Consider the following 25,842-nt stretch of genomic DNA (forward strand, 5'->3'; position numbering starts at 1 on the left):
TGAGATGGAGTCATTGCTAAGGGACCTCAAGAAGTTCTGGGTGTCACGTCGACGTGAGGTTCATGAGCGATTCAAGCGTACGCTTCCGTTCGGGGACTACATAGTTGATCGTTGGGAGAAGGCACGGGAGTTAGGGTTCGGTGAGGGGACTTCTGTCTATGACAGCAGTCTTATCCTGGGTGATGTGAAGGTTGGCGAGCACACCTGGATCGGGCCATTTACTGTTCTCGATGGATCTGGAGGAGGCTTGAGCATCGGCTCCCATTGCTCAATTTCTGCTGGTGTACAGATTTATACGCACGATACGGTCGAGCGCTCCCTGTCGGGAGGTCAGGCTCCCATTGAGTTGGCGCCCACTCTAATAGGCTCCAATTGCTATATCGGCCCTAATGTCGTGATTGTGAAAGGCGTGACCATTGGCGATGGTGTGGTTATAGGTGCAAATAGTCTGGTCTTGAAGGATATTCCGTCTGGCTGCAAGGCATTCGGTACCCCATGCAGGGTGGTTGGGCGGGCGTGAGTAGTTTGAGCCATAAAAAAAAATTACATGTCTTCTTGGGGCCTGTGGAGATTGCCGGTATCGCGGAGGGGCTTGCCAGTGGGCTTAACGCGCTGGGTGCATCTGCGAGCGTAAGGCTTTCGATTCCTCACCCGTTCAATTATGGGCGTGATGTTCCTCCTTGGTTCTATCGGTTTTGGCGATATATCGGGGCGTTACGCAATAGCACTCCCCGATCGCGCATAGTACGAAAGCTCGCTCTGGTGGCTGTGCACAGTCTTTGGAGTTGGTTGATTCTTGCTCGCGCAGCGTTCAAGTATGATGCCTTCATCTTTCTGTACGGCCAGACAATAACCAGCTCGTCATTCGAGCTCTGGTTGTTGAGCCGCCTGTCCAGAAAAATCATATTTATTTATGTCGGCAGCGATACCAGGCCTCCTTATATGGATGGTATGCACGCGTTTCCTGAAAGTGGTAGTGCGGCAGCAGTTCAACTTATGCGCCTGTCGCTGAGTAGCAAGAAAAGGCTGAGGTTACAGGAGCGTTATGCTGACTACCTAGTCAACTCGCCTTCCACTGCACATTTTCATGAGCGCCCATACATAAACTGGTTTTCCTTGGGAATCCCCAAGTTTATGCCAGTTGACCTGCCGCCTGCGGAGTGCTCCAGTTCAGGACGGATTCGCATTCTACACAGCCCATCCCATCCTGTTCTTAAAGGCACGGCCATTATTCTGGAAACCATTGATCGACTTATAAGCAAGGGGCACCCTATTGATCTGATCAAGATTGAAAAGATGCCCAATGAGGTTGTACTCAAGGAGCTTGCTACCTGCGATTTTGTGGTGGACCAGTTGTATTCGGATACCCCTTTGGCTGTCTTCGCGACAGAGGCAGCTTTCTTTGGAAAGCCCGCCGTAGTTGGCGGCTACTTTTCCGAGCAGGTTGATTGTGTTTTGAGTGGGGCTGAATTGCCTCCAAGCCTATACATCGTTCCTGAGCAGCTGGAAGCCGCTATAGAGCGACTCATCGTCGATGCACCCTTTCGTAAAGCACTCGGTGAGCGCGCCAGGCGTTTTGTCAGTGAGCGATGGAGTTCTTCTGCTGTGGCTACGCGCTATTTGCGTCTACTGAATGATGATGTGCCTGAAGAGTGGTGGCTGTCTCCTGGGAGCGTGCAATATTTTCAAGGGTGTGGGCTTTCCCAGGCGAGCGTTGCTCACAGGGTTGCGTTGCTGTTAGAGCATTTCGGTGCAGAAGCATTACAGGTCACGGATAAGCCCTTGCTGGAGCAAGGCTTGATAGCTTTTTCAGCATCGATACCCGCCAATGCTTAAGGCCGCGCTGCGCGACAGTCTGGTATATGGCCTGGCATCGCTTCTATCGAAGGGGCTGGCAATATTCCTTCTTCCCCTTTACACACGGGTTTTATCCCCCGGTGACTATGGCGCCTATGATCTTCTGGTAACCCTAGGCGCCTTGGCCAATCTTGTAGTCGCGCTTGAGGTATCACAAGGGCTGGCCCGCCATTGGGCCGATACCCGTGAGCCTGATGAGCGACGTCGGCTCGCCAGTACGACATTCTGGTTCACTGCCATGATGTATGGTGTTTTTCTGACAGCTGGAGAGGTTTTTGCGCCCTGGTTGAACCGTTGGCTCATAGGGAATGAACACTATTTGACGTCATTCAGGATTGCCATTGGTTTCATTGCGGTCAATGGTATTTTCTACCTGCTGCTCAATCAGTTTCGTTGGGAGTTACGTAGCAAGTCGTATGCATTGGTCAGTTTTCTTTTTGCTTCAGGTACGTTGATTTTTTCCGTTATTTTTTGCTTGTTGTTCGATCTGGGTTTGAACGGTGTCATTCTTGCGCAACTGGTTTCAGCGGGTGGCGCTACTCTTTTGAGCCTGTGGTTGTTGCGTGGAACGTTCGGTTTGTTGTTCGACCGTGGCCTCCTGAAAGCCATACTGACGTTTTCCATACCCTTGGTGCCGGCCGGCGTTGCCGTTTTTGTAAGCCTCTATATCAATCGTTTTTTCCTGGGCTACTTTGGAGCGCTGCACGATATAGGTATTTTCGGCATTGGCAACCGAATCGCGGGTCTGATTTCCTTGCTGGTACTGGGGGTGCAGGCGGCTCTTACTCCTCTGATATATCAGCACTTCAAAGAGCCTGAAACGCCTCGGCAGATAGCCAGGCTGTTCTCTTGGTTCTTTGCCTTGTCATTGAGCAGTTGTCTTTTTCTTGGTTTGTTTGCAAAAGAATTGTTGATTCTATTCGCGTCCCCAGACTATCTGGGCGCTGCTCCGTTGGTGATGGTGTTGGCGCCGGCACTCTTGCTGTCACAGATGTATATATTTGCTCCGGGCATTGCCATCGCGAAGAAAACACGTTGGCAACTTTGGATTACCCTGGGTGCAGCATTGGTCGGGCTGGCCGCAAACTGGCTTCTTGTCCCACCGTTAGGGGCTTTGGGTGCAGCATTGGCAACCTTGCTGTCTTCGGCCGTCTTCTTCCTGGCTTGGCTGATGGTCAGCCAAACCCTTTATTCAGTTCCCTACGCTTCGTACTCGAGCTTGGCATCGGTGCTGGTGTTTATTCTTTGTGCGTTTCTTGGCAGATACATCGATCACTCCGAGAGCGGCCTGTGGACGGCGTTGCTGCTCAAGCTCTTGCTGTTCGTTGGCTTGCTCATTGCCATGGTCGTGACTCGACTTCTATCATTTTCCGACATTCATTCATTGGCCATTCGACTGCGACGACTTTTAATGCGTGCATAGGCGCGGAGCGAGTGCAGGCCATAGGGAACATATAAACCATGTGCGGTATTGCTGGTGGCTGGTGGGCGAATGCTTCAGGTCTGGATGAGGGCTTTTCTCAGGCGCTGTGGTCTATGCGTCGCCGAGGACCCAATGACAGTGGCCATATGCTGTATGCCCTTGAACGCGGCACCTTTGGTCTCGGACATACGCGTCTTTCGATCATCGACCTGACCGCCGGGGGGCATCAGCCGATGCACGCGCCGGACGGCAGTGCATCGATCGTGTTCAATGGTGAGATATATAACTATCGCGAGTTGCGGGCGGAGCTTTCCGCATGTGGCCATGTTTTTGTCTCCAACTCTGATACGGAAGTGCTTCTAGCTGCTTGGCGGCAGTGGGGGCGTTCCTGTTTGACGCGATTGGTTGGCATGTTTGCGTTCGCTGTATATGAAAAACGTTCAGGAAAGCTGACTTGCGTTCGTGATGCGTTCGGCATCAAGCCATTTTTCTATACCTCCACCCCTGAGAGCTTTGCCTTCGCCTCGGAAATTTCGGCCGTTAAGGCGCTGACTGGGCGTCGTATGGGGCTGGACTTGCAACGTGCCTACGACTATCTGGTCCACAACGACTACGACAGCAATGCACGTACTTTCGTTGATGGGGTATTGCAGCTCGAGCCTGGTCACCTCTTGGAGTTCGATTTCTCTTCAGGCGCTCTTGCCTCCCCGAAACGCTGGTGGCTGCCTTCTGTCACAGAACGAACTGACCTGAGCTTTGACCAGGCGGCGGAGCGTTTCCGCGAGGAGTTCCTTCAGAGCATCAGGCTTCATCTGCGCAGCGATGTTCCGCTCGGGGCCGCCCTTTCTGGAGGGCTTGATTCCTCTGCCGTTGTTTGCGCCATGCGGCATGTCGAGCCCGATCTACCTATCAATACGTTCAGCTACATTGCCAAGGGCACCCCGCTCTCAGAAGAGCAGTGGGTTGACCATATAAATCAATATGTCGGTGCTACGGCTCATAAGATCACGGTGAGCCAGGACGAGTTGGCAAGTGACCTGGACGACATGATTCGTACCCAGGGAGAGCCTTTCGGAAGCACGAGTATTTACGCCCAGTACCGTGTCTTCCGCTCGGCGATGGAGAATGAAGTAACAGTCACGCTGGATGGGCAAGGCGCAGACGAGATGCTGGCCGGATACGAGGGCTATCCGGGGCACCGCGTGAGAAGCATGCTTGAGCGAGGGGAGTACGGACGGGCCTGGAGTTTCCTCGCAAGCTGGACACGGTGGCCAGGGCGCTCCTGGGGGATGGGCATCAAGCAGGTTATGGGCGAGATCGCTCCAGACTACCTGTATGAGAGTCTCCGTAGCCTAAAAGGATCTAGCGGTACTCCGCAGTGGATCAATGCCAAGTATCTGGTAGAGCAAGGGGTTCTCACGCAATACCCACGCCAGCAGGCTGGTGGTGCAATAGCGGGGCGTCGTTTGGCTGGTGAGTTGGCGCTTGCTTTGACGAAGAAAGGGCTTCCTGCCTTGCTGCGTCATGGTGATCGAAACTCCATGCGTTTCTCAGTGGAAAGCCGGGTGCCGTTTCTAACCCCAGACCTTGCTCAGTCCTTGCTCTCGTTGCCCGAGGAATACCTTATTTCTCCTCAAGGAGAAACAAAGAGGTTATTGCGTGCCGCATTGCGCGGTATCGTCCCTGACGAGGTCTTGGATCGTCGCGACAAAATAGGTTTTGCAACGCCTGAACGGCAATGGCTGTTGCCAATGGCAGACACTATTCGTGGTTGGTTGAGCGAAGACCTTGAGTTGCCATTCCTGGATCAGATGCAGCTGAGAAAAGCATTCGAATCCATTGTTGCTGGGCAGCAGCCATATACTCCGCAGGTGTGGCGTTGGATCAATTTCTGCCGATGGTATTCTCTAAGTCAGTAATCATGAGTGCACTGACTGGCGCTCTGCTTGACTCGTATTGGAGCCTGTTTTAGTGAAGATTGCATATTTGGTTTTTCATGATGCCACCTCTAATGATGGGGTGATAAAAAAGGTGGCATCACAAATAAAAGCCTGGAGAGGGCAAGGGCACGATGTCGAGGTTTTTTGTACAACCCCTCGGCTTGGTGAGTCCATATTGTCTGGGCGGCAGTATTTGCGAAAAGGTGATTTCTCCTCGGCTCTGAGGCAGAATGAATCACTTCTAGATGATGTAAGAGAGTTCTCTCCTGATGTTGTCTATTTTCGGTATATAAGCTTTAGTCGTACGTTGCATAAAGTTCTCAATGATTATATTTGTGTGACTGAGTTAAACTCACATGATGTAAATGAGTTTCGCCTTTTGGCTCGCCTTGAGCGAACGTTGCGTTCTCGCTTGCGTTATTATGTCTACCGTTTTTTCAGGGGGCTCATTCTTTCTCGCGTCCGAGGGATGGTTAGCGTTACGCGCGAGCTTGCTGTTTCACCTGATTTCTCGAAGTACTCTAAACCGATATTCGTTGTTCCGAACAGCATTGATCTGGAGCAATATGAGCCCATGAAGGATCTTGGGCCAGGACGTATCGGCCTGTTCTTCATTGGGACGCCAGGCCAGCCTTGGCACGGGGTTGAGCATATCGAACGCTTGGCTGAGGCGCTGCCTGAGTTTGATTTCAATGTGGTGGGTTATTCAGGTGTGGATAGATCTAATCTGTTCTTTCATGGTTATCTTGGTGTCGAGCGATACCGAGAGATCATGAGGCGAAGTCATATCTGCATTGGTTCTCTTTCTCTTTATAAAAATGGAATGCAGGAAGCTTGTCCCCTGAAAGTCAGAGAGTACATTGCCGCAGGTTTTCCAGTGTTCATCGGGTATTCTGATACTGCGTTCTTGGATTGTAGCCCGGCTTGGGTCTTGCAGGCCGACATGCAAGGTGAGTTTGTTGAGGTAAGGGATGCGTTACGTGCGTTTTGCCTTGAGAATCGTGACTACGTTGTGCCACCGGAGTCTGCGAAGAAATTTGTGGGTAGTGATGTTCTCGAAATGCAGCGGATTTCCTTTCTAGAGGACGTACTTCGAAGAGAGCGTTCAGCGTAATGATCAGCGTATGCCTAGCCTCTTACAATGGAGAGGCTTATATCTCTGAGCAGGTGTCTTCTATCCTCGCGCAGTTATCGCCTGAGGACGAAGTCATTGTCTCGGATGATGGGTCGAGTGACGGTACTCTTGAAAAGATCCATGGATTCAATGACCCCCGGATCAGGTTGCTGCAAGGGCCTCGTCAGGGGTTGATCGCCAACTTCCAGAATGCGCTTCTCCACGCACATGGCGACATTATAATTCTTTCTGATCAGGATGATGTGTGGCTTCCAGGGCGACTGGAAAGTGTCGTGTCCTACCTTCGTGACCATGATCTTGTCGTGTGCGACTGTACCGTTGTCGACCGTGATCTAGGCTTGATCGCCCCTTCATTCTATTTGCTTAATAACTCCGGCCCTGGGTTGCTGAAGAATCTGGTTAGCAACTCTTATCAAGGCTGCTGCATGGCATTCCGAAAGCGCATTCTCGAACTGGCGCTGCCATTTCCTGTCAACATTCCTATGCATGACTGGTGGTTGGGGCTCGTGGCGGAATTGTATGGGCGCGTTTATTTTTTTCAGCAACCGGGCCTGCTTTACAGGCGTCACGATGCCAATCAGTCCAGCACGGCTCAAATTTCTACAATAGACCTTTCCACACGCATCCGATGGCGGCTTGGTTTGATCGTCGCTCTGATTTCGCGCGCGCCGGCTGCTCTTCGGGCCAGGCGGGAGCGAAGGTAGAGTGCATTGTTCTTGGAGGTTTGCTTGAAGCTATACGTTTGTATTGTGTCCCATGGGCATGCGGATCTCGTTATGGATTCATTGCCCGCGTTCTTGGGGCTCGATTCAATAGCCGTATGTGTAGTCGATAACCTTGGGGAAGCGGCTCTTAGAGGGTACTGCGAGAGTCATTCAATTTTGTACGCGTCGCCTTTGGACGCGCCTTGCGGTTTTGGTGCCAATAATAACCGTGGTTTTCGTCTCTTGGCGGAGCATTTCTCCGTGCGGGATGAAGACTATTTCATCTGCTGCAACCCCGATGTGAAGATCAGCAGGGACGGACTACTGTTGTTGCACGAGGAGCTCTTGCTCTACAGGCCTTCATTGGCGTCCATAAATCTATTTCGAAACCCTGAGATGTCGGAGCTTGATCCTAGCGTTCGCTTCTTTCCCCGGCTTTCTGATTATGTTGCTCGCTTTCTCAAGATCGGGCGTGGCTCGTTGATCAATCGAGAGATTTATGACTCTCCGGTTTATTGTGACTGGGCGGCTGGCTCTTTTCTCATCATAAAACCTGCGCTCTATACTGCGTTGCGCGGATTCGATGAGCGCTATTTCATGTACTTCGAGGATGTAGACCTTTGTTTGAGGGCTCGCAGGCAGGAATCAGCCCGCTTGCTTTATTTGCCGAAAGTCAAGGCCATCCACGCCGGCGCTTTCCAGAACCGATATTTTTTTTCCAAGCACTTCAGTTGGTATTTGCGTAGTTTGCTCAGGTATTTGTTCCGGTTCTATTTTGCCGGGGCTATCCCAAAGCGTCAGATAGAGGGGGTTCAATGACGCGTTGTATGGTTACGGGCGCAAATGGCTTCGTTGGGAGCGCTTTGATGTCTCGGCTCGTATCTGAAGGACATTACTCTGTACGTGCCGTAGTTCGAGAGGCTCAGGCAGCAGCGTGCAGCTTTCCGGACGTAAGGGGCGTCGCGGATCTAGGGCCCGATACAGAGTGGACTGAACTGCTTCAAGGCGTTGATGTCGTGGTGCATTGTGCTGCGCGAGTGCACATCATGGGGGAGTCTGGTGACCAGTCCGAGAAGATGTTTGATCGAGTTAACGTCCAGGGCAGTCTCAATCTGGCCAAGCAGGCTGCTGCCATGGGGGTTCGCCGTTTCATTTTTATCAGCTCGATCAAGGTCAACGGTGAACAGACCCGAGCCAATTGCCCGTTTACTGCGGATGACCTGCCTGCGCCAGGCGATGCTTACGCGCGGTCCAAATTGTTGGCGGAGGAGGGGCTGCAGAGACTTGCACGCGAAACCGGGATGGAGCTCGTTATTATCAGGCCTCCTCTCGTATATGGCCCCGGCGTCGGGGCCAACTTTCTGACACTGATGCGCTGGCTGCAGAAAGGGCTCCCATTGCCGTTGGGGAGGGTTGATAATTCGCGTAGCCTTGTCGCCGTGTTCAATCTGGTTGATTTGATCATCCGGTGTATTGACCACCCCGGCGCAAAGGGCGAGACCTTCCTTGTCAGCGATGACGATGACATGTCTACAACTACACTGCTTTTCCGACTGGGCGAGGCCCTAGGTGAACCAGCACGTCTGATTCCGATACCCGCGAAATTGATTATATGGGCTGCGACGATTCTGGGTCGACGGGGCATGGCGCAGCGCTTGTGCGATTCTCTTCAGGTCGATATCCAAAAAACAAAGCGCCTGCTCGAGTGGGCGCCTCCCTGCAAGGTTCAGGATGCCCTGAACGAAACTGCTAAGCATCTTATCGAACAGCGGGTTTCATGACTTTTCTGCTCCTTCTCCCTTTTCTGACCCTGGCAGCCTTCCTGCTGACGGGGGTCATGCGTCGATACGCGCTTTCCCGCAGCCTCATGGATGTTCCGAACGAAAGGAGCTCGCATAAGTTGCCGACTCCGCGGGGAGGGGGGGTAGCTGTTGTGCTCTGTTTCCTTATCTCCCTGTGCGCTCTTTTGATAGTGGGTTTGATCGAGTGGTCAGTCTTTTTTGCCTTCATGGGGGCTGGAGTCAGCACCGCTCTATTAGGCTTTCTCGATGATCATGGTCACATTGCGGCTAGATGGCGTCTGCTTGGGCATTTTGCGGCGGCGGCGTGGGCTCTATTCTGGCTGGGAGGATTTCCGCCCCTGACAATAATGGGAGTAGAACTTGACTTGGGCTGGATAGGTCATCTACTAGCGGTTTTCTATCTCGTATGGATGTTGAATCTGTACAACTTCATGGATGGTATCGATGGTATTGCCAGTGTAGAGGCTGTTTGTGCATGTGGTGGTGGGGCGCTGCTGATATGGTTTGCTGCGTCACCGACGCTTCCATTCCTTCCGCTTTGTGTTGCCTTCTCGGTTGTTGGTTTTTTGTTTTGGAACTTCCCTCCTGCAAGGATATTCATGGGAGATGCGGGCAGTGGTTTTCTAGGCATCACACTCGGACTATTGACGATCCAGGCAGCATGGCTGGATATGCATTTCTTCTGGGGGTGGTTGATCCTTCTTGGCGTGTTCATCGCGGACGCGACTTTCACGCTCATTCGCCGATTACTGAATGGCGAGAAGCCATATGAGGCGCACCGAAGCCACGCCTATCAATATGCTTCCCGTCTCTATGGCCGCCATCTGCCTGTAACCCTGGCAGTGCTGGTCATCAACCTCATCTGGCTATTGCCTCTGGCTTTGCTGGTTGGCACCGGTAGCTTAAATGAACTCGTGGGGCTGGTGTTGGCTTACGTACCTCTGGTTCTGTTGTGTATCAAGTATCAGGCAGGAAAGGAGAGGAGTGCGTAATGGCTATTTTCAGTCCTGTTTGGGAGGGCGCATGGTGCATCTAGATATGAGGGCGCATCTTTTGGGTCTTTCTCGCCAGCGTAAGCGGGCCATGCAGGTAGTCGTTGATATTCTGCTCATCTGGATTGCCCTCTGGCTGTCATTTGCCATCAGGTTGGGCTCCGAGGGGTTCATCAACCCCTTTGCAGAGTATTCCTGGCTATTTCTAATCGCCCCTTTTACAGCTGTCCCTCTTTTTATCAATTTCGGCCTTTACCGCGCGGTACTTCGTTATTTCGGCTCCAGCGCATTACTTACGATATTCAATGCGGTCAGTCTATCCACTCTTATTTTGGCGGTGGTGATTTACTTGGTTCGTCCAGATGAGTTGATGCCACGCTCGGTCATCTTCATCTATTGGTGGCTGTGCCTATTTTTTATCGGTGGCCTGCGCCTGCTTATGCGTCAGTACTTCGCCGGTAGCTTCTTCTCGGATTTCTCCTTCCTTTCGGATGATCGCCTACCCAAAGTGGCGATCTATGGTGCGGGCTCAGCAGGAAATCAGTTGGCAGCCGCATTACGCATGGGTAAAGCGATGCGTCCCGTTGCTTTCATCGATGATGACGAGAATTTGGCGGATCGCGTCATTGCTGGTCTCAAGGTATACAAGCCAGCAGGCATTCCCTCGATGATTTCGCAGACCGCTACTCGCGAGGTACTTCTCGCCATCCCATCTGCTACTCGTCAGCGCCGCCGCGAGATTCTTACGTCGTTGGAGCGTTACCCAGTTCATGTCCGCACTGTTCCTGGATTCATGGATCTAGCCAGTGGTCGTGTCAGTGTCAGTGACCTGCAAGAAGTGGATATCGCCGATTTGCTTGGGCGTGACTCGGTCCCTCCCCGAGCTGACTTGTTCGAGCGCTGTATTCGTGGCCGGATAGTGATAGTCACTGGTGCAGGTGGTTCTATTGGCTCCGAGCTCTGTCGGCAGATTCTCAACTGTAATCCCGAGACGTTGATTCTTTTCGAGCACAGCGAATTCAACCTCTACAGCATCCACTCGGAGTTGGAGCGACGTGTTCGCTCTCATAGCCTGCCTGTGCGTTTGTTGCCGATTCTGGGCTCGATACGTAACAGCGATCGGTTGCTTGATGTGATGCGCACATGGAAAGTGGATACCGTCTACCATGCGGCCGCCTATAAGCATGTCCCCCTTGTTGAGCACAACATTGCGGAGGGTGTACTCAATAATGTTATCGGTAGCCTGAACACCGCTCAGGCTGCTATCCAGGCCGGAGTTGAGCACTTCGTTCTGATTTCAACTGATAAAGCCGTGCGTCCAACCAACGTGATGGGCAGCACCAAGCGCTTGGCCGAGATGGTGTTGCAGGCCTTGAGTCGCGAGGAGGCGCCTGTACTCCATGGAGAAAAGGCCGGAGTAAACCAGGTCAACAAGACCCGCTTCACCATGGTCCGTTTCGGTAACGTGCTGGGGTCGTCCGGCTCGGTGATTCCGTTGTTTCGTGAGCAAATCAAGCGGGGCGGCCCGGTCACCGTCACTCATCCCAATATCACTCGCTACTTCATGACCATCCCGGAAGCTGCTCAGCTTGTCATCCAGGCCGGCTCGATGGGGCAGGGTGGGGATGTCTTCGTATTGGACATGGGGCAGCCCGTCAAGATTGCCGAGTTGGCGGAAAAGATGATCCATCTCTCGGGGCTCAGCGTTCGTAGTGAAGACAATCCAAATGGCGATATCGCTATCGAGTTCACAGGACTGCGTCCGGGCGAGAAGCTGTACGAAGAGTTGCTGATTGGCGAGAACGTCAGTCCGACCGATCACCCGATGATCATGAGGGCGAATGAAGAGCATCTGCCTTGGGAGGCTTTCAAGACTGTCATCGAGCGTCTGCTTGAAGCGGTTGAACAGGACGATTACAAGACGGTGCGCCAGATCCTACGTGAGACTGTAAACGGATACTCTCCCGATGAGGAAATCGTTGACTGGATCCATCAACAGCGTGGAATTGAGCCGCCTCTCTCCAGGGGCTAGCTTGGCTCGGCGGGTTTAGGAGTACCGCACCTCAAGCTAGTCACATGGAGATTTAAGTGATGATCCTCGTACGGATTCTTTCCCTGTTGTTCGTCTTCCTCGGTTTTACCGGGTCCGCCATTGCTGCGGAGACGCCATCCAAGAGCGAGCCGACGAAGGTTGCTACCGAACAGGTCGTAAAAAAGGTGGATATCAACAAGGCCGATGCTGCTGCGTTGCAGGGGGCGATGGTCGGAGTTGGTGAGTTGAAGGCCAAGGCAATCGTGGAGTATCGCGAAGCCAATGGTGCATTCTCATCCGTAGACGATCTGCTGCAGGTCAAGGGAATTGGCGCCAAGACTCTTGAGGCCAACCGCGACAGGCTTAGCGTCGAATAAGCGCTGATGGCCAAAGGAGGAAAGCCGGCTTTATAGTCGGCTTTTTTGTGCCTTTGATCCGCCGCTAACGAGGCTTTGGGTCACGGCAGCTTTCGACAGCGAAGCCTTGTGTACATTAGCCCTGCCATGCGCCGAGGGTTTTGAATTGGCTCCGCGACCTGAACTCGACGGCAAAGCCGAACGCGCTTCAGCGCGGCCATGAAGGGGGTGTGGGCCGAAGGTCCCAAATAACCGGGGACGAAGTCCCTGGTGAGAGTCAGGGTGCTGAAACGAAAAAGCCCCCGGCATATGCCGAGGGCTTTGAATTTGGCTCCGCGACCTGGACTCGAACCAGGGACCCAATGATTAACAGTCATTTGCTCTACCGACTGAGCTATCGCGGAACAACGACGCGTATCCTACTGATTAAGAAGGAGAAGTCAAGCACCTGGCTTGAGCTTCTCCCGCTTTTTTCACAGTACCTGGGTGATGGCGCGGGTCACGCTTTCCAGGTTGCCGTTGTTCAGTGCGGCGACGCAGATGCGCCCGGTGCTGACGGCGTAGATGCCGAACTCGTTCTTCAGGCGCTCGACCTGCTCGGCGGTGAGGCCGGAGTAGGAGAACATGCCGCGCTGGCGGGCGACGAAGCTGAAGTCGCGCTTGGCGCCGAAGGCGGCCAGTTGCTCGACCATCGCCAGGCGCATGCTGCGGATGCGCTGGCGCATCTCGCCCAACTCCTCTTCCCACAGGGCGCGAAGCTCGGGGCTGTTGAGCACCGATGCCACTACCGTGGCGCCGTGGGTCGGCGGGTTGGAGTAGTTGGTACGGATCACGCGCTTGGCCTGCGAGAGTACTCGGCTGGCTTCGTCGCTGGAGCCAGTGACGATGGACAGGGCGCCAACGCGCTCGCCGTAGAGCGAGAACGACTTGGAGAAGGAACTGGAGACGAAGAAGTTCAGGCCCGATTGTGCGAACAGGCGCACCGCTTCCGCGTCTTCTTCTATACCGTCACCGAAGCCTTGGTAGGCGATGTCGAGGAAGGGAATGTGCTCGCGCTCGCGCAGCACTTCCAGTACGGCTTTCCAGTCATCGAGGTTCAGGTCGACGCCCGTCGGGTTGTGGCAACAGGCGTGCATCACGACGATCGAACGAGGAGGAAGGGCCTTGAGGTCTTCGAGCATGCCGGCACGATTCACGCCATGGGTGGCGGCGTCGTAATAGCGGTAGTTCTGCACCGGGAAACCGGCGGACTCGAACAGCGCCCGGTGGTTTTCCCAGCTCGGGTCGCTGATGGCGACAACGGCATCGGGCAGCAAGCGCTTGAGGAAGTCGGCACCGGTCTTCAGGGCCCCTGTGCCGCCGACCGCCTGGGTGGTGATGATGCGGCCGTCGGCAATCAGCGCCGAGTCGGTACCGAACAGCAGCTTCTGCACGGCCTGGTCGTAGGCGGCGATGCCTTCGATCGGCAGGTAGCCACGCGGTGCGTGGGCTTCGATGCGGGCCTTCTCGGCCTCGGCAACGGCGCGCAGCAGCGGGATACGGCCCTGTTCGTTGTAGTAGACGCCCACGCCAAGGTTGACCTTGGTCGGGCGGGGATCGGCGTTGAATGCTTCGTTAAGGCCCAGGATCGGGTCGCGCGGAGCCATTTCGACGGCAGAAAACAGACTCATGATGCGGCTGCTCGAGAGGAGGGGAAGTTGGAGGCCTGGCAACCCCGCGAGCATCGTGCATTGGGGTTGCGCAATCGGGCCGGTATTATAGCGGCCAAGGTCGCGTGCGGCGACATCGTACGCTAGCTTTTCGCCTGGTTTGACGCTGCCCGCGGGCGGGTGTCACATCCTTTTGCCGAGGTCAGACATGTCAGAGTTTCAACTTGTCACCCGCTTCCAGCCGGCCGGCGACCAACCTGAGGCCATCCGTCAGTTGGTCGAGGGCCTGGAAGCCGGTCTGTCGCACCAGACGCTGCTGGGGGTGACCGGTTCGGGCAAGACCTTCAGCATCGCCAATGTCATCTCCCAGGTGCAGCGTCCGACGCTCGTGCTGGCGCCGAACAAGACGCTGGCCGCCCAGCTCTATGGCGAGTTCAAGGCCTTCTTCCCGAACAATTCCGTCGAGTATTTCGTCTCCTACTACGACTATTACCAGCCCGAAGCCTACGTACCGTCCTCGGACACCTATATCGAGAAGGACGCATCGATCAACGACCACATCGAGCAGATGCGCCTGTCGGCGACCAAGGCCCTGCTGGAGCGCTCCGACGCGATCATCGTCGCCACGGTTTCGTCGATCTACGGCCTGGGCGATCCCCAGTCGTACCTGCGCATGGTTCTGCACCTGGACCGGGGCGACAAGATCGACCAACGCGCGCTGCTGCGCCGCTTGGCCGACCTGCAGTACACCCGCAACGACATGGACTTCGCCCGCGCCACCTTCCGTGTCAGGGGTGATGTGATCGACATCTTCCCGGCGGAGTCCGATCTGGAGGCGATCCGCGTCGAGTTGTTCGACGACGAGGTGGAGAGTCTTTCCGCCTTCGATCCACTGACCGGCGAGGTGATCCGCAAGCTGCCGCGCTTCACCTTCTACCCCAAGAGCCACTATGTGACGCCGCGTGAGGTGATCCTCGGTGCGGTGGAGAAGATCAAGGAAGAGCTCAAGGAGCGCCTCGACTACCTGCGCAGCAACAACAAGCTCGTAGAGGCCCAGCGCCTGGAGCAGCGCACCCGTTTCGACCTGGAGATGATCCTCGAACTGGGCTATTGCAACGGCATCGAGAACTACTCCCGCTATCTTTCCGGTCGTGAGCCCGGCCAGGCGCCGCCCACTCTCTACGACTACCTGCCGGCGAACTCGCTGTTGGTGATCGACGAATCCCACGTCAGCGTTCCGCAGGTCGGGGCGATGTTCAAGGGCGACCGTTCGCGCAAGGAAAACCTGGTGGAGTACGGCTTCCGTCTGCCGTCGGCGCTGGACAACCGGCCCATGCGCTTCGACGAATGGGAGGCGGTCAGCCCGCAGACCATCTTCGTTTCCGCGACGCCTGGGCCCTACGAGGCCGAGCATGCCGGGCGCGTCGTCGAACAGGTGGTGCGTCCGACCGGCCTGGTAGACCCGGAGATCGAGGTGCGTCCGGCCACGACGCAAGTCGACGACCTGCTGTCGGAGATCCGCAAGCGTGTCGCCGTCGAACAGCGCGTGCTGGTCACCACCCTGACCAAGCGCATGGCCGAGGACCTCACCGACTACCTGTCCGACCATGACGTTCGGGTGCGCTACCTGCACTCGGATATCGACACGGTGGAGCGGGTGGAGATCATCCGTGACCTGCGCATCGGCGCCTTCGACGTGCTGGTGGGCATCAACCTGCTGCGCGAGGGCCTGGATATGCCCGAGGTTTCGCTGGTGGCCATCCTCGACGCCGACAAGGAGGGCTTCCTGCGTTCCGAGCGCTCGCTGATCCAGACCATCGGTCGGGCCGCGCGCAACCTGCATGGCAAGGCCATCCTCTACGCCGACAACGTCACCGGCTCGATGCAGCGCGCCATCGACGAGACCGAGCGTCGCCGCAACAAGCAGATCGCCTTCAACGAAGCCAACGGCATCGTTCCCAAGGGCGTGCAGAAGGACGTCCAGGACATCCTCGAAGGTGCCACCGTGCCGGGCTCGCGCAGCAACAAGCGCAAGGCGATGGCCAAGGCGGCGGAGGAAAGCGCCCGCTACGAGGCGGAGCTGCGCTCGCCGAGCGAGATCACCAAGCGCATCCGCCAGATGGAGGAGAAGATGTACCAGTTGGCCCGCGACCTGGAGTTCGAGGCTGCCGCGCAGCTGCGTGACGAGATCCAGAAGCTCCGTGACAGGCTGCTGCAGGTGTGAATGGAAAGGGCGCCATCAGGCGCCCTTTTTCCATCACGGCGTCGTTTTTCAGCGGCGTCCGAAGATGATCATCATCACCCCGCCCAGGGTTGCCAGGCAGGCCAGCAGCGCCGTGACGCTCAGGCGCTCGTCGAGGATCAGGTAGCCCAGCAGGAGCGCCACCACCGGGTTGACGAAGGCGAAGGTCGATACCAGGCTCGGACGCACTTCGCGCAGCAGCCAGAAGTAGGCGGGGTAGACGCCGAGACTCACCGGCAGCACCAGGTAGGCCAGCCACAGCCAGCCGCCCGGGGACAGGTGCCCCAGTTCGAAGCCCTGCCAGTCTCCGCGCCACAGGCCGAAGCCGGCCAGCAGCGCAGTACCGATCAGCATCTGCATGGCCAGCCCCATCCAGCTGGAGCGGAACGGCCCGCGCTTGCGCAGCAGCCAGGCGCCGACGGCCCAGAGCAGCGTGGCCGTCACCACCAGCGCGCCGGCGAACCACTGCTCGAAACCCGGGTCCTCGCCCAGGCCGTTGCCCATCAGCAGCAGGATGCCGCCGCTGGCCACCGCCAACCCGCAGAGCACCCAGAGCGGCGGGCGCTCGTCCAGCAGCCATTCCAGAGCCACGCTCCACAGTGGCAGCGTGGTGTAGAGCATCGCAAGCATGCCGGTCGGCAGGTACTGGTTGGCATAGATCAGGGCGCCCTGGCCGACGGCGATCAGCATCACTCCGCCGATGAAGGCGCTGCCCAGGTCGCTGCGCTGCACCTTGGCCTGGCCACGCAACAGCACCCAGGCTAGGGCCAGCAGGCCGGCGAAGAGGAAGCGCAGCGTGGCGATGACGAACGGTGGCTGCTCGCGCAGCAGGAAATGATTGGCCAGGTAGGTGGTGCCCCAGCCGATGTAGATGAGGGCGAAGGCGCCGACGAGGAGGAGGGCGCGGGTTCTCGGGTTGATGCTGGACATGCGAAGCCTGGAGCGGAACGCGCCGCTCCAGGCGGTGCGCGGGGTTAGTGAGCGGCGCCGCCGGTGGCGCCGGCGGGCAGGGAACGGGTCAGCAGCACGGCGATCATGCTGATGCCGAGTGCGATGCCGATGAAATGGAAGGCGTCATTGTACGCCATGATCGCCGCCTGCTGATGGGCGATCTCGCTGAGCTTGGCCAATGCCGCCTGGTCGCTGCCGAGCTTCTCGCCAAGCAGGGCCAGGCGCTCGGCCACCTGCGGGTTGCTCGGTACCAGCGACTCGCGCAGGTAGTCGAAATACACCTTGGCGCGGCTGTCCAGCAGGGTGGCGAGCAGGGCGATGCCGATGGCGCCGCCGAGGTTGCGCAGGATGTTGAACAGGCTGGAGGCCGACCCCGCATCCTGCGGCAGGATGTAGGCCGTGGCGATCAGCGAGATGGTCACCATCACCAGCGGCTGGCCCAAGGCGCGGATGATCTGGATCTGGTTGAACTGCGGGCCGGCGAAGTCGGGGTTGAGCACCCCGGAGGCGAAGCTGGCGGCGCCGAACAGGCCGAAGCCCAGGGCGCAGAGCAGCTTCGGCGAGATGATCTTCATCAGCTTGGGCACCAGCGGGATGAGGAACAGCTGCGGCACCCCCATCCACATGATCACCTCGCCGATCTGCAGCGCGTTGTAGCCCTGGATCTGCGCCAGGTACAGCGGCAGCACGTAGATCGAACCGTAGAGCCCCATGCCCAGGCCGACGCTGGAGATGCTCGACAGGCCGAAGTTGCGGTTCTTGAGGATGCCCAGGTTGATCAGCGGGTTGGGCCGCGAGGTCTGCAGGATGACGAAGAGGACCAGGCTCACCAGGGCGATGCTGCCCAGGCCGACGATGAGCTGCGACTCCAGCCAGTCCTTGCGATGGCCTTCCTCGAGGAATACCTGCAGGCAGCCCAGCCCCAGGCCAAGGGTGAGGATGCCGGCGTAGTCCGTGCTCTTCAGCAGTTCCCAGTGAGGCGCCTTCTTCTCCAGGCCGTACATCAGCCCGGCGATCATCAGCAGGCCCGGGGGCACGTTGATGTAGAAGATGTATTCCCAGCCGAAGTTCTCCGTCAGCCAGCCGCCCAGGGTCGGGCCGATGGAGGGCGCGAAGGTGGCGGTGATGGCGAACAGCGCCATGCCCTTGGCCCGGTGGTGCTCGGGCAGCTTGATCAGGGTCAGGGTGAAGGCCAGGGGGATCAGCGCGCCGCCGGTGAAGCCCTGCATGGCGCGGAACACGATCATGCTTTCAAGGCTCCAGGCCATGGAGCAGAGCAGGGAGGACGCGAGGAAACCGAGGGAGACCCAGACCGCCAGGCGTCGCGCCGAGAGCACCTGCACCAGCCAGGCGGTGAGCGGGATCATGATGATCTCCGCCACCAGGTAGGACGTGGAGATCCACGAGCCTTCCTCAAGGGTGGCGGAGAGCGCGCCCTGGATGTCCTTCAGCGAGGAGTTGGTGATCTGGATGTCCAGCACCGCCATGAAGGCGCCGAGCATGGCGCTCATCACGGCGATCCAGTCGCGCCGGCTGGGCTCGCCGGTCGGGCGGATCAGGGCGTCACCGGCCACCGTCAGTCATCCAGCTTGATCGAGACTTTCACCAGCACCGACATGCCGGGGCGGATGCGGCCCTTGAGCGGGTTGTCGCGCTCGAAGGTCAGCTTCACCGGGATGCGCTGCACCACCTTGGTGAAGTTGCCGGTGGCGTTGTCCGGTGGCAGCAGGCTGAACTGGGCGCCGGACGCGGCGAACAGGCTTTCGACCTTCGCCTCGATGGGCGTATTGGGGAAGCTGTCGAACACCAGTTCGGCCTTTTGCCCAGGCTGCATGTGCTCGATCTGGGTTTCCTTGAAGTTGGCCTGGACCCAGATGTCCTGGTCCGGGACCAGCGACATCAGGTGGGCGCCGACCTGCACGTACTGGCCGTTGCGCGCGGCGCGCTGGCCGACCATGCCGTCGATGGGCGCGCGGATCTCGGTGCGCGCCAGGTTCAGCTCGGCCTGGGCGATATCGGCGCGGGCATTGGCGATCTGCGCTTCCAGGCGCTTCACGTCGGCACGCAGCGCATCGGTCTGCACGCGCTGGGCCTTGAGGTCGGCCTCGGCGCGGGCCACCTGGGAACGGGCCACGCGGGAGTCGGCGGACAGCGTGGTGACGCGTTCCTCGGAGACATAGCCCGGCTTGCGCAGGGTCTGTGCGCGGGACAGGTCGATCTGGGTGCGGCCCAGGGTCGCCTGGCTGGCGGCAACGTCGGCCTCGCTGGCGGCGATCATGCTGTCCTGCTGGGTGAGTTTGCTGCGTGACTGGGCCAGCTCCGCCTCGCGAGTGGCCAGGGTGGCCTGCGCGCGTTGCAGGGCCAGCTTGAAGTCCTCGGCCTCCAGGCGTACCAGCAGGTCGCCTTTCTTCACATGCTGGTTGTCGCCCACCAGCACTTCTTCTATACGCGCGCCGAGCTGGCTGGAGACCCGGGTGATCTCGCCCTGGACATAGGCGTTGTCAGTGGTTTCCAGGAAGCGCCCGACCAGCAGCCAGTGCAGGAAGAAACCGCCCACGACGAGGACCAGCAGGGCGATGAAAACGAACAGGCGACGTTGCAGTTTGGCAGGCATTCCAGGTGCTCGAAGTGCGGGCGGAAAGGCGGAAATCTAGCACTGTTCCAGTCAGGCAAATAGCCAGTACACTTCATAAACTTTGTTGCTTATGGGGAACAATAATGGGTCTGGATGACGCCCTGATCTTCACCCGGGTGGTGGAGTTGCACAGCTTCACCCAGGCCGCCCATAGCCTGGGCATGCAGAAATCCACGGTCAGCCGGCGCATCGCCCTGCTGGAGGAGCGCCTTGGCGTGCGCCTGCTCAACCGCACGACGCGCAAGCTGCGGCTGACCGAGGTCGGCCAGGCCTATTACGAGCGCTGCCGGCAGATCATGGTCGACTTCGCCGAGGCCGAGCAGGCGGTCATGCAGCTGCAGCAGGAGCCCTCCGGCCTGTTGCGCATCACCGCGCCCATCGAGTTCGGCCAGTTGTTCCTCGGCAGGGTGCTGGGCGACTTCATGAGCCAGTACCCACAGATCACCGCTGAAGTGGAGATCACCTCGCGGGACGTGGACCCGCTGGAGGAGGGCGTCGACATCGCCATCATGGTCGGCCAGCCACAGGATTCCACCCTGATCGCCCGCAAGCTGTTCGAGAATGGCCGCCGTCTCTGCGCCAGCCCCGCTTACCTGGCGGCCCACGGCACGCCGCTCGATGTCCAGGCCCTGGCCGAGCACCGCGCGGTGCTCTTGCCCCAGGACCCGCAGCGCTACTGGCCGCTGCTCGATGAAAGCGTGCCCTGCCAGCGCGTGCTGCACTGCAACAACATCACCTTCGCCCGCGAGGCCGTGCTGGGCGGGGCGGGCATCGCCTCGCTGCCGCTGATGATCACCGAGGACGCGGTGCGCCGCGGCGAGCTGGTCGAGCTGCTGCCCGGCGTGCAGTTGCCCAGCGGCGTGATCTACGCCGTCTATCCTTCCCGGCGCTTCCAGGCGATGAAGGTGAAGGCCTTCCTCGATTTCCTCATGGCCAGCCTGCCGATCGATCGCAGCCAGTGGCTGGAGCCCGCAGCTGCGCCCCTGCTAACATCGCGCCTTTGACCGTTCCTCCGTACCAGGACCCGCCATGACCACTGTCCGTACCCGCATCGCGCCGTCGCCCACTGGCGACCCGCACGTCGGCACCGCCTATATAGCCCTGTTCAACCTCTGCTTCGCCCGTCAGCACGGTGGCCAGTTCATCCTGCGCATCGAGGACACCGACCAGCTCCGCTCCACCCGCGAGTCGGAGCAGCAGATCTTCGACGCCCTGCGCTGGCTGGGCATCGAGTGGGACGAGGGCCCCGATGTCGGTGGCCCCCACGGCCCCTATCGGCAGAGCGAGCGCGGCGAGATCTACAAGAAGTATTCCCAGGAACTGGTGGACAAGGGCCATGCCTTCCCCTGCTTCTGCACCGCCGAGCGCCTGGACAAGCTGCGCGCCGAGCAGACCGAGCGCAAGGAAACCCCGCGCTACGACGGCCACTGCATCGACCTGAGCCGCGAGGAAGCGGACACGCGCATCGCCGCCGGCGAGCCTCATGTCGTGCGTATGAAGATGCCCACCGAGGGCGTCTGCGTGGTGCCGGACATGCTCCGCGGCAATGTCGAGATCCCGTGGGATCGCATGGACATGCAGGTGCTGATGAAGACCGATGGCCTGCCGACCTACTTCCTCGCCAACGTGGTCGATGACCACCTCATGGGCATCACCCATGTGCTGCGCGGTGAAGAGTGGCTGCCCTCGGCGCCGAAGCTGATCAAGCTGTACGAGTACTTCGGCTGGGAGCAGCCGGTGCTCTGCTACATGCCGCTGCTGCGCAACCCGGACAAGAGCAAGCTCTCCAAGCGCAAGAACCCGACGTCCATCACCTTTTACGAGCGCATGGGCTACCTGCCCGAGGCGATGCTCAACTACCTCGGCCGCATGGGCTGGTCGATGCCGGACGAGCGCGAGAAGTTCTCCCTGGCGGAGATGATCGAGCACTTCGACCTGTCGCGCGTTTCCCTGGGGGGGCCGATCTTCGACCTGGAGAAGCTCTCCTGGCTCAACGGCCAGTGGATCCGCGAGCTGCCGGTGGAGCGGTTCGCCGCCGAGGTGCAGAAGTGGGCGCTCAATCCCGACTACCTGATGAAGATCGCCCCCCACGTGCAGGGCCGGGTCGAGACCTTCAGCCAGATCGCCCCGCTGGCCGGCTTCTTCTTCGCCGGCGCGCTGCCGCTGGACGCCAAGCTGTTCGAGCACAAGAAACTGTCGCCCGACCAGGTTCGCCAGGTCATGCAACTGGTGCTGTGGAAGCTGGAATCGCTGCGCCAGTGGGAGAAGGACCGCATCACCGCCTGCATCCAGGCCGTCGCCGAACACCTAGAGCTCAAGCTGCGTGACGTGATGCCCCTGATGTTCCCGGCCATCACCGGCCAGGCCAGCTCCGTCTCCGTGCTGGACGCCATGGAAGTGCTCGGCGCCGACCTCACGCGCTTCCGCCTGCGCCAGGCGCTGGAGCTCCTGGGCGGTGCGTCGAAGAAGGAAACCAAGGAGTGGGAAAAGATCCGCGACGCCATTCCTGGCTGAGTGGCCCCGCCTCCAGCAGGCCCGCCTCGTGCGGGCCTTTTCGTCTCTTGAGAAGGGAAGCGGGTTGGCTCGGCGGGAGCGGAGCATGGGCGCTTCTCGCTGAATCCGGTAAGTGATTGTTCTTGCGATGAAAATTTTTCGATCCCGCAGAAAAATTTTGTTGACAGCCTTCAGGGGCGCCCTTAGTATGCGCCCCGTTCTCACGACGAACTCGAAAGCGACGTGAGATGTTCCAGCGTTGTTCGTGGGGCTATAGCTCAGCTGGGAGAGCGCTTGCATGGCATGCAAGAGGTCGACGGTTCGATCCCGTCTAGCTCCACCAAATTGCCGGGATTCGCAGCGATGGTTGCGGTTCCACGAAGGTTAAGTCCCCTTCGTCTAGTGGCCTAGGACACCGCCCTTTCACGGCGGTAACAGGGGTTCGAGTCCCCTAGGGGACGCCACTTTCCAGCAGCGACAGCCACCAGGCCAGTCGCGCACCGAGAAGGTTTCGGGGCTATAGCTCAGCTGGGAGAGCGCTTGCATGGCATGCAAGAGGTCGACGGTTCGATCCCGTCTAGCTCCACCAAACCAGATGCCCAGCGCATCGAATTAAGGCCAGCCGCAAGGCTGGCCTTGCTTTTCGAAGGTTCAAAGTCCCCTTCGTCTAGTGGCCTAGGACACCGCCCTTTCACGGCGGTAACAGGGGTTCGAGTCCCCTAGGGGACGCCACTTTTCCCGCTCTGCGGGGTTTTCAAGGGTCATTCCGTCATGGGGTGGCCCTTTTGTTTTTCCGCTTCCGGAACATCCGCCTACCTCATTCATTCGCATCCCGGCCCACGACGGGTGGCACGTGTATCGGCTTGCCAAATTGAATGATGGATATAATATTATATCCATCATTCCACGGGAGGCCGTCATGAGCGACAAACGCACCCAGACACGCAAGCGCATTCTCGCCGAGGCGGGCAGGGCACTGTTCGCGCGGGGGCCGCTGGAGCCTAGTGTCAGCGAAGTGATGGCGGCGGCCGGGCTCACGGTGGGTGGTTTCTATACCCATTTCGACAGCAAGGAAGCCTTGATGGCGGAGGCGTTCGGTGAGCTGCTGCGGGAACGGCGCCAGCAGATGCGCCAGATCGATTCCGCACTTGCACCACGGGACCGGCGCTCTCTGGCGGCGGCCTTCTACCTCTCACGCAGGCATCGCGACAGCACGGATCGTGGCTGCCCGCTTCCCGGCTCCCTCGGCGAAGTGGCGCGCAATGCCGAACCCTACCAACTGATGCTGGCCGAGCACCTCGAACTGCTCGCTGCCGACCTGGCCGGTACGCCGGAGGAGGGCGACAAGGCCCTGGCCGATATCGCCCTGATGGTCGGCGGCCTGGCCCTTGCCCGGCCCTGGGCGCCGGCGAGTTGTCGGACCGGATACTGCGTGCCGCCCGTACGGCGGTGATCTAGGAGAAACGAGATGAACAGCCTGGACTTGCTTCGAGGATTCAACGCCACGGTCGGCCGGGTCGCGCCCCGGCACGTCGCCGACCGTGCCCGGCGGCGCTTCATGACGCCGCGCGACACCACGCCTCGCGATTGGGAGCTGCCCTGGCTCGAGCGCGCTGAGCGCATCACCCTGCGCTTCGGCCTTTCCGCCCTGCGCTGGGGCAGCGGCCCGACCGTGTTGCTGATGCACGGCTGGGAAGGGCGCCCGACCCAGTTCGCCAGCCTGATCGACGCGCTGGTACAGGCCGGCTACGGCGTGATCGCCCTCGATGCACCCGCCCACGGCCGTTCTCCGGGGCGCGAGGCGAACATCGTGCTGTTCGCCCGTGCCCTGCTCGAAGCCGCCGAGGACCTGCCGCCGCTGCACGGCGTGATCGGCCACTCCATGGGCGGCGCCAGCGCCATGCTGGCCATCCAGCTGGGGTTGCGGCCCCGGGCCCTGGTCACGGTGGCCGCCCCCAGCCGCATTCTCGGCATGCTGCGCGGCTTCGCCCGCTTCATCGGCTTGCCGCCCCGGGCTGGCGAGCAGTTCATCAAGCGGGTCGAGGATCACGCCGGCATCCCCGCTGCGGACCTCGACGTGCAGCACTACCGGCTCGACATGCCCGGCCTTGTGGCCCATGCGGAGGATGATCCCCTGGTTCCCGCCGCCGAAGCCGGGCGTATCCACGAGGCCTGGTTCGACAGCCAGCTGCTGCGCCTGGAGGGCGGTGGCCACCAGCGGGTGCTGGCGGACCCGCGCCTGGTGAAGGCGGTGTTGCAGCTGTTCCACGAGGTCGGCCTGCGCGCCAGTGCCTGAGCCTTTCCCATTGCACGGCGGGCTTGGCGACAGCCGCCGGGTGCAGGAAGATTCGCCCACGGAATGCGTCGGTGGCCCACCGCTGGTCGGTGACCTGCCGCCGATGCTGCGCTTCCAAGGTCCATGTCTGTTGCGCGCCACCGACGGCGGCCAGGGCATGGTCGCCGGGGTGAATCAATTCCGGCCCCGAGCGCGGGGCCGGAGGCACGAATCAAGGGGAAAGATGCAAATGAGCCTGACTATGGATGTGGTGCTGCAGCGGGCGCGCCCCGTCCTTCCGGTGCTGGTCATCGAGGACACCGGGCTGGCCCTGGACCTGGCCGGCGCCCTCGCTGCCGGCGGGATCGAGGTGCTGGAAGTGACGCTGCGTACGCCGCGGGCCCTGGATGCCGTGGCGGCGATCCGCAAGGAATTCCCCGACCTGCTGGTGGGGGCGGGGACGCTGATCCACACCGAGCAGTTCCTCGAAGCCCGCGATGCCGGTGCCCACTTCGCCGTCAGCCCCGGCTGCACCGAGCGCCTGGCGGCCGCTGCAGAGGACTCCGGCCTGCCGTACCTGCCCGGGGTGATGACGCCCTCGGAAGTGCTGCTGGCGCTGGAGTACGGCTACCGCTCGCTGAAACTGTTCCCGGCCAATGGCAACGCCAGCGTGAAGATGCTCAAGAGCTTCAAGGGCCCCTTCACCGGCATCCGCTTCTGCCCCACCGGCGGTGTGACGCCGGACAACCTGCAAGGCTTCCTGCAACTGCCCAACGTCGCCTGCGTCGGAGGCACCTGGATCGCGCCTTCGAGCCTGATCCGCGCCCGTGCCTGGGACCAGATCACCCAGCTCGCCGCCGAAGCCCGTGAACTGGCCAGCAGCTCGGAGCACGCCTGATGAACTGGGACCTGCCCACCCCCTTCGTCATCGACATCAAGGTCGCCGCCGATGACATCGACGGCCTCGGCCACGCCAACAACGCCGTCTACGTCAGCTGGCTGGAGCGCTGCGCCTGGCGCCACTCCCAGAGCCTGGGCCTGGACCTGGTCGAGTACCGCCGGCTGGACCGTGCCATGGCCGTGGTGCGCCACGAGATCGACTACCTCGCCGCCGCCTACGAGGACCAGGAACTGCAGATGGCGACCTGGATCGTCGAGTCCGACCAGCGCCTGAAGATGGACCGGCGCTTCCAGCTGATCCGTCCCGAAGACGGCGCCACGCTGCTGCGGGCGAAGACCACCTTCGTCTGCATCGAGCTCTCCAGCGGCCGGCCCAAGCGCATGCCGCCCGAGTTCATCGAAGGCTACGGCCGTGCATTGATGCCGCCATTCCCCCTGGAGCTCTGAGCGGGTCCG

21 protein-coding genes, 5 tRNA genes and 1 pseudogene are annotated in these 25,842 nt (G+C 59.4%); 22 read left to right on the forward strand and 5 right to left on the reverse strand.

The window, feature by feature from the left end:
* Positions 1-4: 4 nt before the first annotated feature.
* From PHLH3_RS30640 to PHLH3_RS07985, 11 genes are all read left to right on the forward strand, one after another.
* Positions 5-520 (forward strand): acyltransferase, encoded by a 516-nt coding sequence (locus tag PHLH3_RS30640; protein WP_213628818.1) that lies wholly within the window; start codon positions 5-7, stop codon positions 518-520.
* Positions 517-1,836: a hypothetical protein gene (locus PHLH3_RS07940; protein ID WP_213628819.1), complete on the forward strand. Its 1,320-nt coding sequence runs from the start codon at positions 517-519 to the stop codon at positions 1,834-1,836. Before PHLH3_RS30640 ends, PHLH3_RS07940 begins: the two co-directional genes overlap by 4 nt.
* Positions 1,829-3,280, forward strand: a complete 1,452-nt coding sequence (locus tag PHLH3_RS07945) for an oligosaccharide flippase family protein (protein WP_213628820.1) — start codon at positions 1,829-1,831, stop codon at positions 3,278-3,280. Before PHLH3_RS07940 ends, PHLH3_RS07945 begins: the two co-directional genes overlap by 8 nt.
* A 38-nt stretch (positions 3,281-3,318) precedes the next feature.
* Positions 3,319-5,199: an asparagine synthase (glutamine-hydrolyzing) gene (gene asnB, locus PHLH3_RS07950; RefSeq protein WP_213628821.1), complete on the forward strand. Its 1,881-nt coding sequence runs from the start codon at positions 3,319-3,321 to the stop codon at positions 5,197-5,199.
* 52 nt (positions 5,200-5,251) lie between these two features.
* Positions 5,252-6,334 (forward strand): glycosyltransferase family 4 protein, encoded by a 1,083-nt coding sequence (locus tag PHLH3_RS07955; protein WP_213628822.1) that lies wholly within the window; start codon positions 5,252-5,254, stop codon positions 6,332-6,334.
* Positions 6,334-7,059: a glycosyltransferase family 2 protein gene (locus PHLH3_RS07960; RefSeq protein ID WP_213628823.1), complete on the forward strand. Its 726-nt coding sequence runs from the start codon at positions 6,334-6,336 to the stop codon at positions 7,057-7,059. The genes PHLH3_RS07955 and PHLH3_RS07960 overlap by 1 nt, the downstream gene beginning before the upstream one ends.
* A gap of 72 nt (positions 7,060-7,131) precedes the next feature.
* A complete protein-coding gene (locus PHLH3_RS07965) occupies positions 7,132-7,878 on the forward strand; it encodes a hypothetical protein (RefSeq protein WP_213628824.1) in 747 nt (248 codons plus the stop codon).
* Positions 7,875-8,840 carry an SDR family oxidoreductase gene (locus tag PHLH3_RS07970; RefSeq protein ID WP_213628825.1) on the forward strand — a complete coding sequence of 322 codons (966 nt, stop codon included), beginning with the start codon at positions 7,875-7,877 and terminating at the stop codon, positions 8,838-8,840. The genes PHLH3_RS07965 and PHLH3_RS07970 overlap by 4 nt, the downstream gene beginning before the upstream one ends.
* Complete coding sequence (locus tag PHLH3_RS07975; RefSeq protein ID WP_213628826.1) at positions 8,837-9,853, forward strand: glycosyltransferase family 4 protein; 1,017 nt, start codon at positions 8,837-8,839, stop codon at positions 9,851-9,853. The genes PHLH3_RS07970 and PHLH3_RS07975 overlap by 4 nt, the downstream gene beginning before the upstream one ends.
* Positions 9,854-9,884: 31 nt before the next feature.
* Positions 9,885-11,885 carry a nucleoside-diphosphate sugar epimerase/dehydratase gene (locus PHLH3_RS07980; RefSeq protein WP_213628827.1) on the forward strand — a complete coding sequence of 667 codons (2,001 nt, stop codon included), beginning with the start codon at positions 9,885-9,887 and terminating at the stop codon, positions 11,883-11,885.
* Positions 11,886-11,944: 59 nt separating this feature from the next.
* Complete coding sequence (locus PHLH3_RS07985; RefSeq protein ID WP_213630461.1) at positions 11,945-12,262, forward strand: ComEA family DNA-binding protein; 318 nt, start codon at positions 11,945-11,947, stop codon at positions 12,260-12,262.
* A 307-nt stretch (positions 12,263-12,569) separates the two neighbouring features.
* Here PHLH3_RS07985 and PHLH3_RS07990 read toward each other — a convergent pair.
* Both PHLH3_RS07990 and PHLH3_RS07995 read right to left on the reverse strand, forming a co-directional pair.
* A tRNA-Asn gene (locus PHLH3_RS07990) sits at positions 12,570-12,645 on the reverse strand.
* 69 nt (positions 12,646-12,714) lie between these two features.
* Positions 12,715-13,911, reverse strand: coding sequence for an amino acid aminotransferase (locus tag PHLH3_RS07995; RefSeq protein ID WP_213628828.1), 1,197 nt, complete (start codon positions 13,909-13,911; stop codon positions 12,715-12,717).
* Positions 13,912-14,098: 187 nt separating this feature from the next.
* Between PHLH3_RS07995 and uvrB the strand changes: the two genes are divergently transcribed.
* On the forward strand, positions 14,099-16,114 hold the full coding sequence (gene uvrB / locus PHLH3_RS08000; protein WP_213628829.1) for an excinuclease ABC subunit UvrB: 2,016 nt from the start codon (positions 14,099-14,101) through the stop codon (positions 16,112-16,114).
* A gap of 48 nt (positions 16,115-16,162) precedes the next feature.
* On the opposite strand, the gene PHLH3_RS08005 is transcribed toward uvrB, so the two are convergent.
* From PHLH3_RS08005 to PHLH3_RS08015, 3 genes are all read right to left on the reverse strand, one after another.
* Positions 16,163-17,062, reverse strand: coding sequence for an EamA family transporter (locus tag PHLH3_RS08005; protein WP_213628830.1), 900 nt, complete (start codon positions 17,060-17,062; stop codon positions 16,163-16,165).
* 44 nt (positions 17,063-17,106) lie between these two features.
* A complete protein-coding gene (locus PHLH3_RS08010) occupies positions 17,107-18,597 on the reverse strand; it encodes an MDR family MFS transporter (protein ID WP_178082909.1) in 1,491 nt (496 codons plus the stop codon).
* A 62-nt stretch (positions 18,598-18,659) separates the two neighbouring features.
* A complete protein-coding gene (locus PHLH3_RS08015) occupies positions 18,660-19,697 on the reverse strand; it encodes an HlyD family secretion protein (RefSeq protein ID WP_213628831.1) in 1,038 nt (345 codons plus the stop codon).
* Between the two features lie 104 nt (positions 19,698-19,801).
* Between PHLH3_RS08015 and PHLH3_RS08020 the strand changes: the two genes are divergently transcribed.
* The 10 genes and pseudogenes from PHLH3_RS08020 (at position 19,802) to PHLH3_RS08065 (ending at position 25,833) form a co-directional block, all read left to right on the forward strand.
* The gene (locus tag PHLH3_RS08020; RefSeq protein WP_173177147.1) at positions 19,802-20,722 is read left to right on the forward strand and encodes a LysR family transcriptional regulator; all 921 of its coding nucleotides are present in this window, start codon (positions 19,802-19,804) and stop codon (positions 20,720-20,722) included.
* A gap of 25 nt (positions 20,723-20,747) precedes the next feature.
* Complete coding sequence (gene gltX, locus PHLH3_RS08025) at positions 20,748-22,232, forward strand: glutamate--tRNA ligase (protein ID WP_213628832.1); 1,485 nt, start codon at positions 20,748-20,750, stop codon at positions 22,230-22,232.
* 246 nt (positions 22,233-22,478) lie between these two features.
* Positions 22,479-22,554, forward strand: a tRNA-Ala gene (locus tag PHLH3_RS08030).
* Positions 22,555-22,599: 45 nt separating this feature from the next.
* Positions 22,600-22,675: transfer RNA gene (locus PHLH3_RS08035), tRNA-Glu, on the forward strand.
* Between the two features lie 49 nt (positions 22,676-22,724).
* A tRNA-Ala gene (locus tag PHLH3_RS08040) sits at positions 22,725-22,800 on the forward strand.
* 67 nt (positions 22,801-22,867) lie between these two features.
* Positions 22,868-22,943, forward strand: a tRNA-Glu gene (locus tag PHLH3_RS08045).
* Positions 22,944-23,130: 187 nt separating this feature from the next.
* Positions 23,131-23,669 (forward strand): annotated as a pseudogene (locus tag PHLH3_RS08050) (TetR/AcrR family transcriptional regulator).
* Positions 23,670-23,679: 10 nt separating this feature from the next.
* Positions 23,680-24,507: an alpha/beta fold hydrolase gene (locus tag PHLH3_RS08055; RefSeq protein ID WP_213628833.1), complete on the forward strand. Its 828-nt coding sequence runs from the start codon at positions 23,680-23,682 to the stop codon at positions 24,505-24,507.
* 229 nt (positions 24,508-24,736) lie between these two features.
* Positions 24,737-25,384, forward strand: a complete 648-nt coding sequence (locus tag PHLH3_RS08060) for a bifunctional 4-hydroxy-2-oxoglutarate aldolase/2-dehydro-3-deoxy-phosphogluconate aldolase (RefSeq protein WP_111259441.1) — start codon at positions 24,737-24,739, stop codon at positions 25,382-25,384.
* Positions 25,384-25,833, forward strand: coding sequence for a thioesterase family protein (locus PHLH3_RS08065; RefSeq protein ID WP_173177155.1), 450 nt, complete (start codon positions 25,384-25,386; stop codon positions 25,831-25,833). The genes PHLH3_RS08060 and PHLH3_RS08065 overlap by 1 nt, the downstream gene beginning before the upstream one ends.
* The last annotated feature ends 9 nt before the right edge of the window (positions 25,834-25,842 follow it).

Source organism: Pseudomonas sp. Pc102 (assembly GCF_018408275.1).
Classification (GTDB): domain Bacteria; phylum Pseudomonadota; class Gammaproteobacteria; order Pseudomonadales; family Pseudomonadaceae; genus Metapseudomonas; species Metapseudomonas tohonis.

Excerpts from the sequence above, each read along its gene's own strand:
- PHLH3_RS08065 (WP_173177155.1), top strand. The coding sequence starts at position 25,384 with ATGAACTGGGACCTGCCCACCCCCTTCGTCATCGACATCAAGGTCGCC.
- PHLH3_RS07965 (WP_213628824.1), top strand. The coding sequence starts at position 7,132 with ATGGATTCATTGCCCGCGTTCTTGGGGCTCGATTCAATAGCCGTATGT.
- PHLH3_RS08020 (WP_173177147.1), top strand. The coding sequence starts at position 19,802 with ATGGGTCTGGATGACGCCCTGATCTTCACCCGGGTGGTGGAGTTGCAC.
- uvrB (WP_213628829.1), top strand. The coding sequence starts at position 14,099 with ATGTCAGAGTTTCAACTTGTCACCCGCTTCCAGCCGGCCGGCGACCAA.
- PHLH3_RS07985 (WP_213630461.1), top strand. The coding sequence starts at position 11,945 with ATGATCCTCGTACGGATTCTTTCCCTGTTGTTCGTCTTCCTCGGTTTT.
- PHLH3_RS07995 (WP_213628828.1), bottom strand. The coding sequence starts at position 13,911 with ATGAGTCTGTTTTCTGCCGTCGAAATGGCTCCGCGCGACCCGATCCTG.
- PHLH3_RS07960 (WP_213628823.1), top strand. The coding sequence starts at position 6,334 with ATGATCAGCGTATGCCTAGCCTCTTACAATGGAGAGGCTTATATCTCT.
- PHLH3_RS30640 (WP_213628818.1), top strand. The coding sequence starts at position 5 with ATGGAGTCATTGCTAAGGGACCTCAAGAAGTTCTGGGTGTCACGTCGA.
- PHLH3_RS08060 (WP_111259441.1), top strand. The coding sequence starts at position 24,737 with ATGAGCCTGACTATGGATGTGGTGCTGCAGCGGGCGCGCCCCGTCCTT.
- PHLH3_RS08055 (WP_213628833.1), top strand. The coding sequence starts at position 23,680 with ATGAACAGCCTGGACTTGCTTCGAGGATTCAACGCCACGGTCGGCCGG.
- PHLH3_RS08005 (WP_213628830.1), bottom strand. The coding sequence starts at position 17,062 with ATGTCCAGCATCAACCCGAGAACCCGCGCCCTCCTCCTCGTCGGCGCC.
- PHLH3_RS07980 (WP_213628827.1), top strand. The coding sequence starts at position 9,885 with ATGGTGCATCTAGATATGAGGGCGCATCTTTTGGGTCTTTCTCGCCAG.
- asnB (WP_213628821.1), top strand. The coding sequence starts at position 3,319 with ATGTGCGGTATTGCTGGTGGCTGGTGGGCGAATGCTTCAGGTCTGGAT.
- PHLH3_RS07970 (WP_213628825.1), top strand. The coding sequence starts at position 7,875 with ATGACGCGTTGTATGGTTACGGGCGCAAATGGCTTCGTTGGGAGCGCT.
- gltX (WP_213628832.1), top strand. The coding sequence starts at position 20,748 with ATGACCACTGTCCGTACCCGCATCGCGCCGTCGCCCACTGGCGACCCG.
- PHLH3_RS07975 (WP_213628826.1), top strand. The coding sequence starts at position 8,837 with ATGACTTTTCTGCTCCTTCTCCCTTTTCTGACCCTGGCAGCCTTCCTG.
- PHLH3_RS07945 (WP_213628820.1), top strand. The coding sequence starts at position 1,829 with ATGCTTAAGGCCGCGCTGCGCGACAGTCTGGTATATGGCCTGGCATCG.
- PHLH3_RS08015 (WP_213628831.1), bottom strand. The coding sequence starts at position 19,697 with ATGCCTGCCAAACTGCAACGTCGCCTGTTCGTTTTCATCGCCCTGCTG.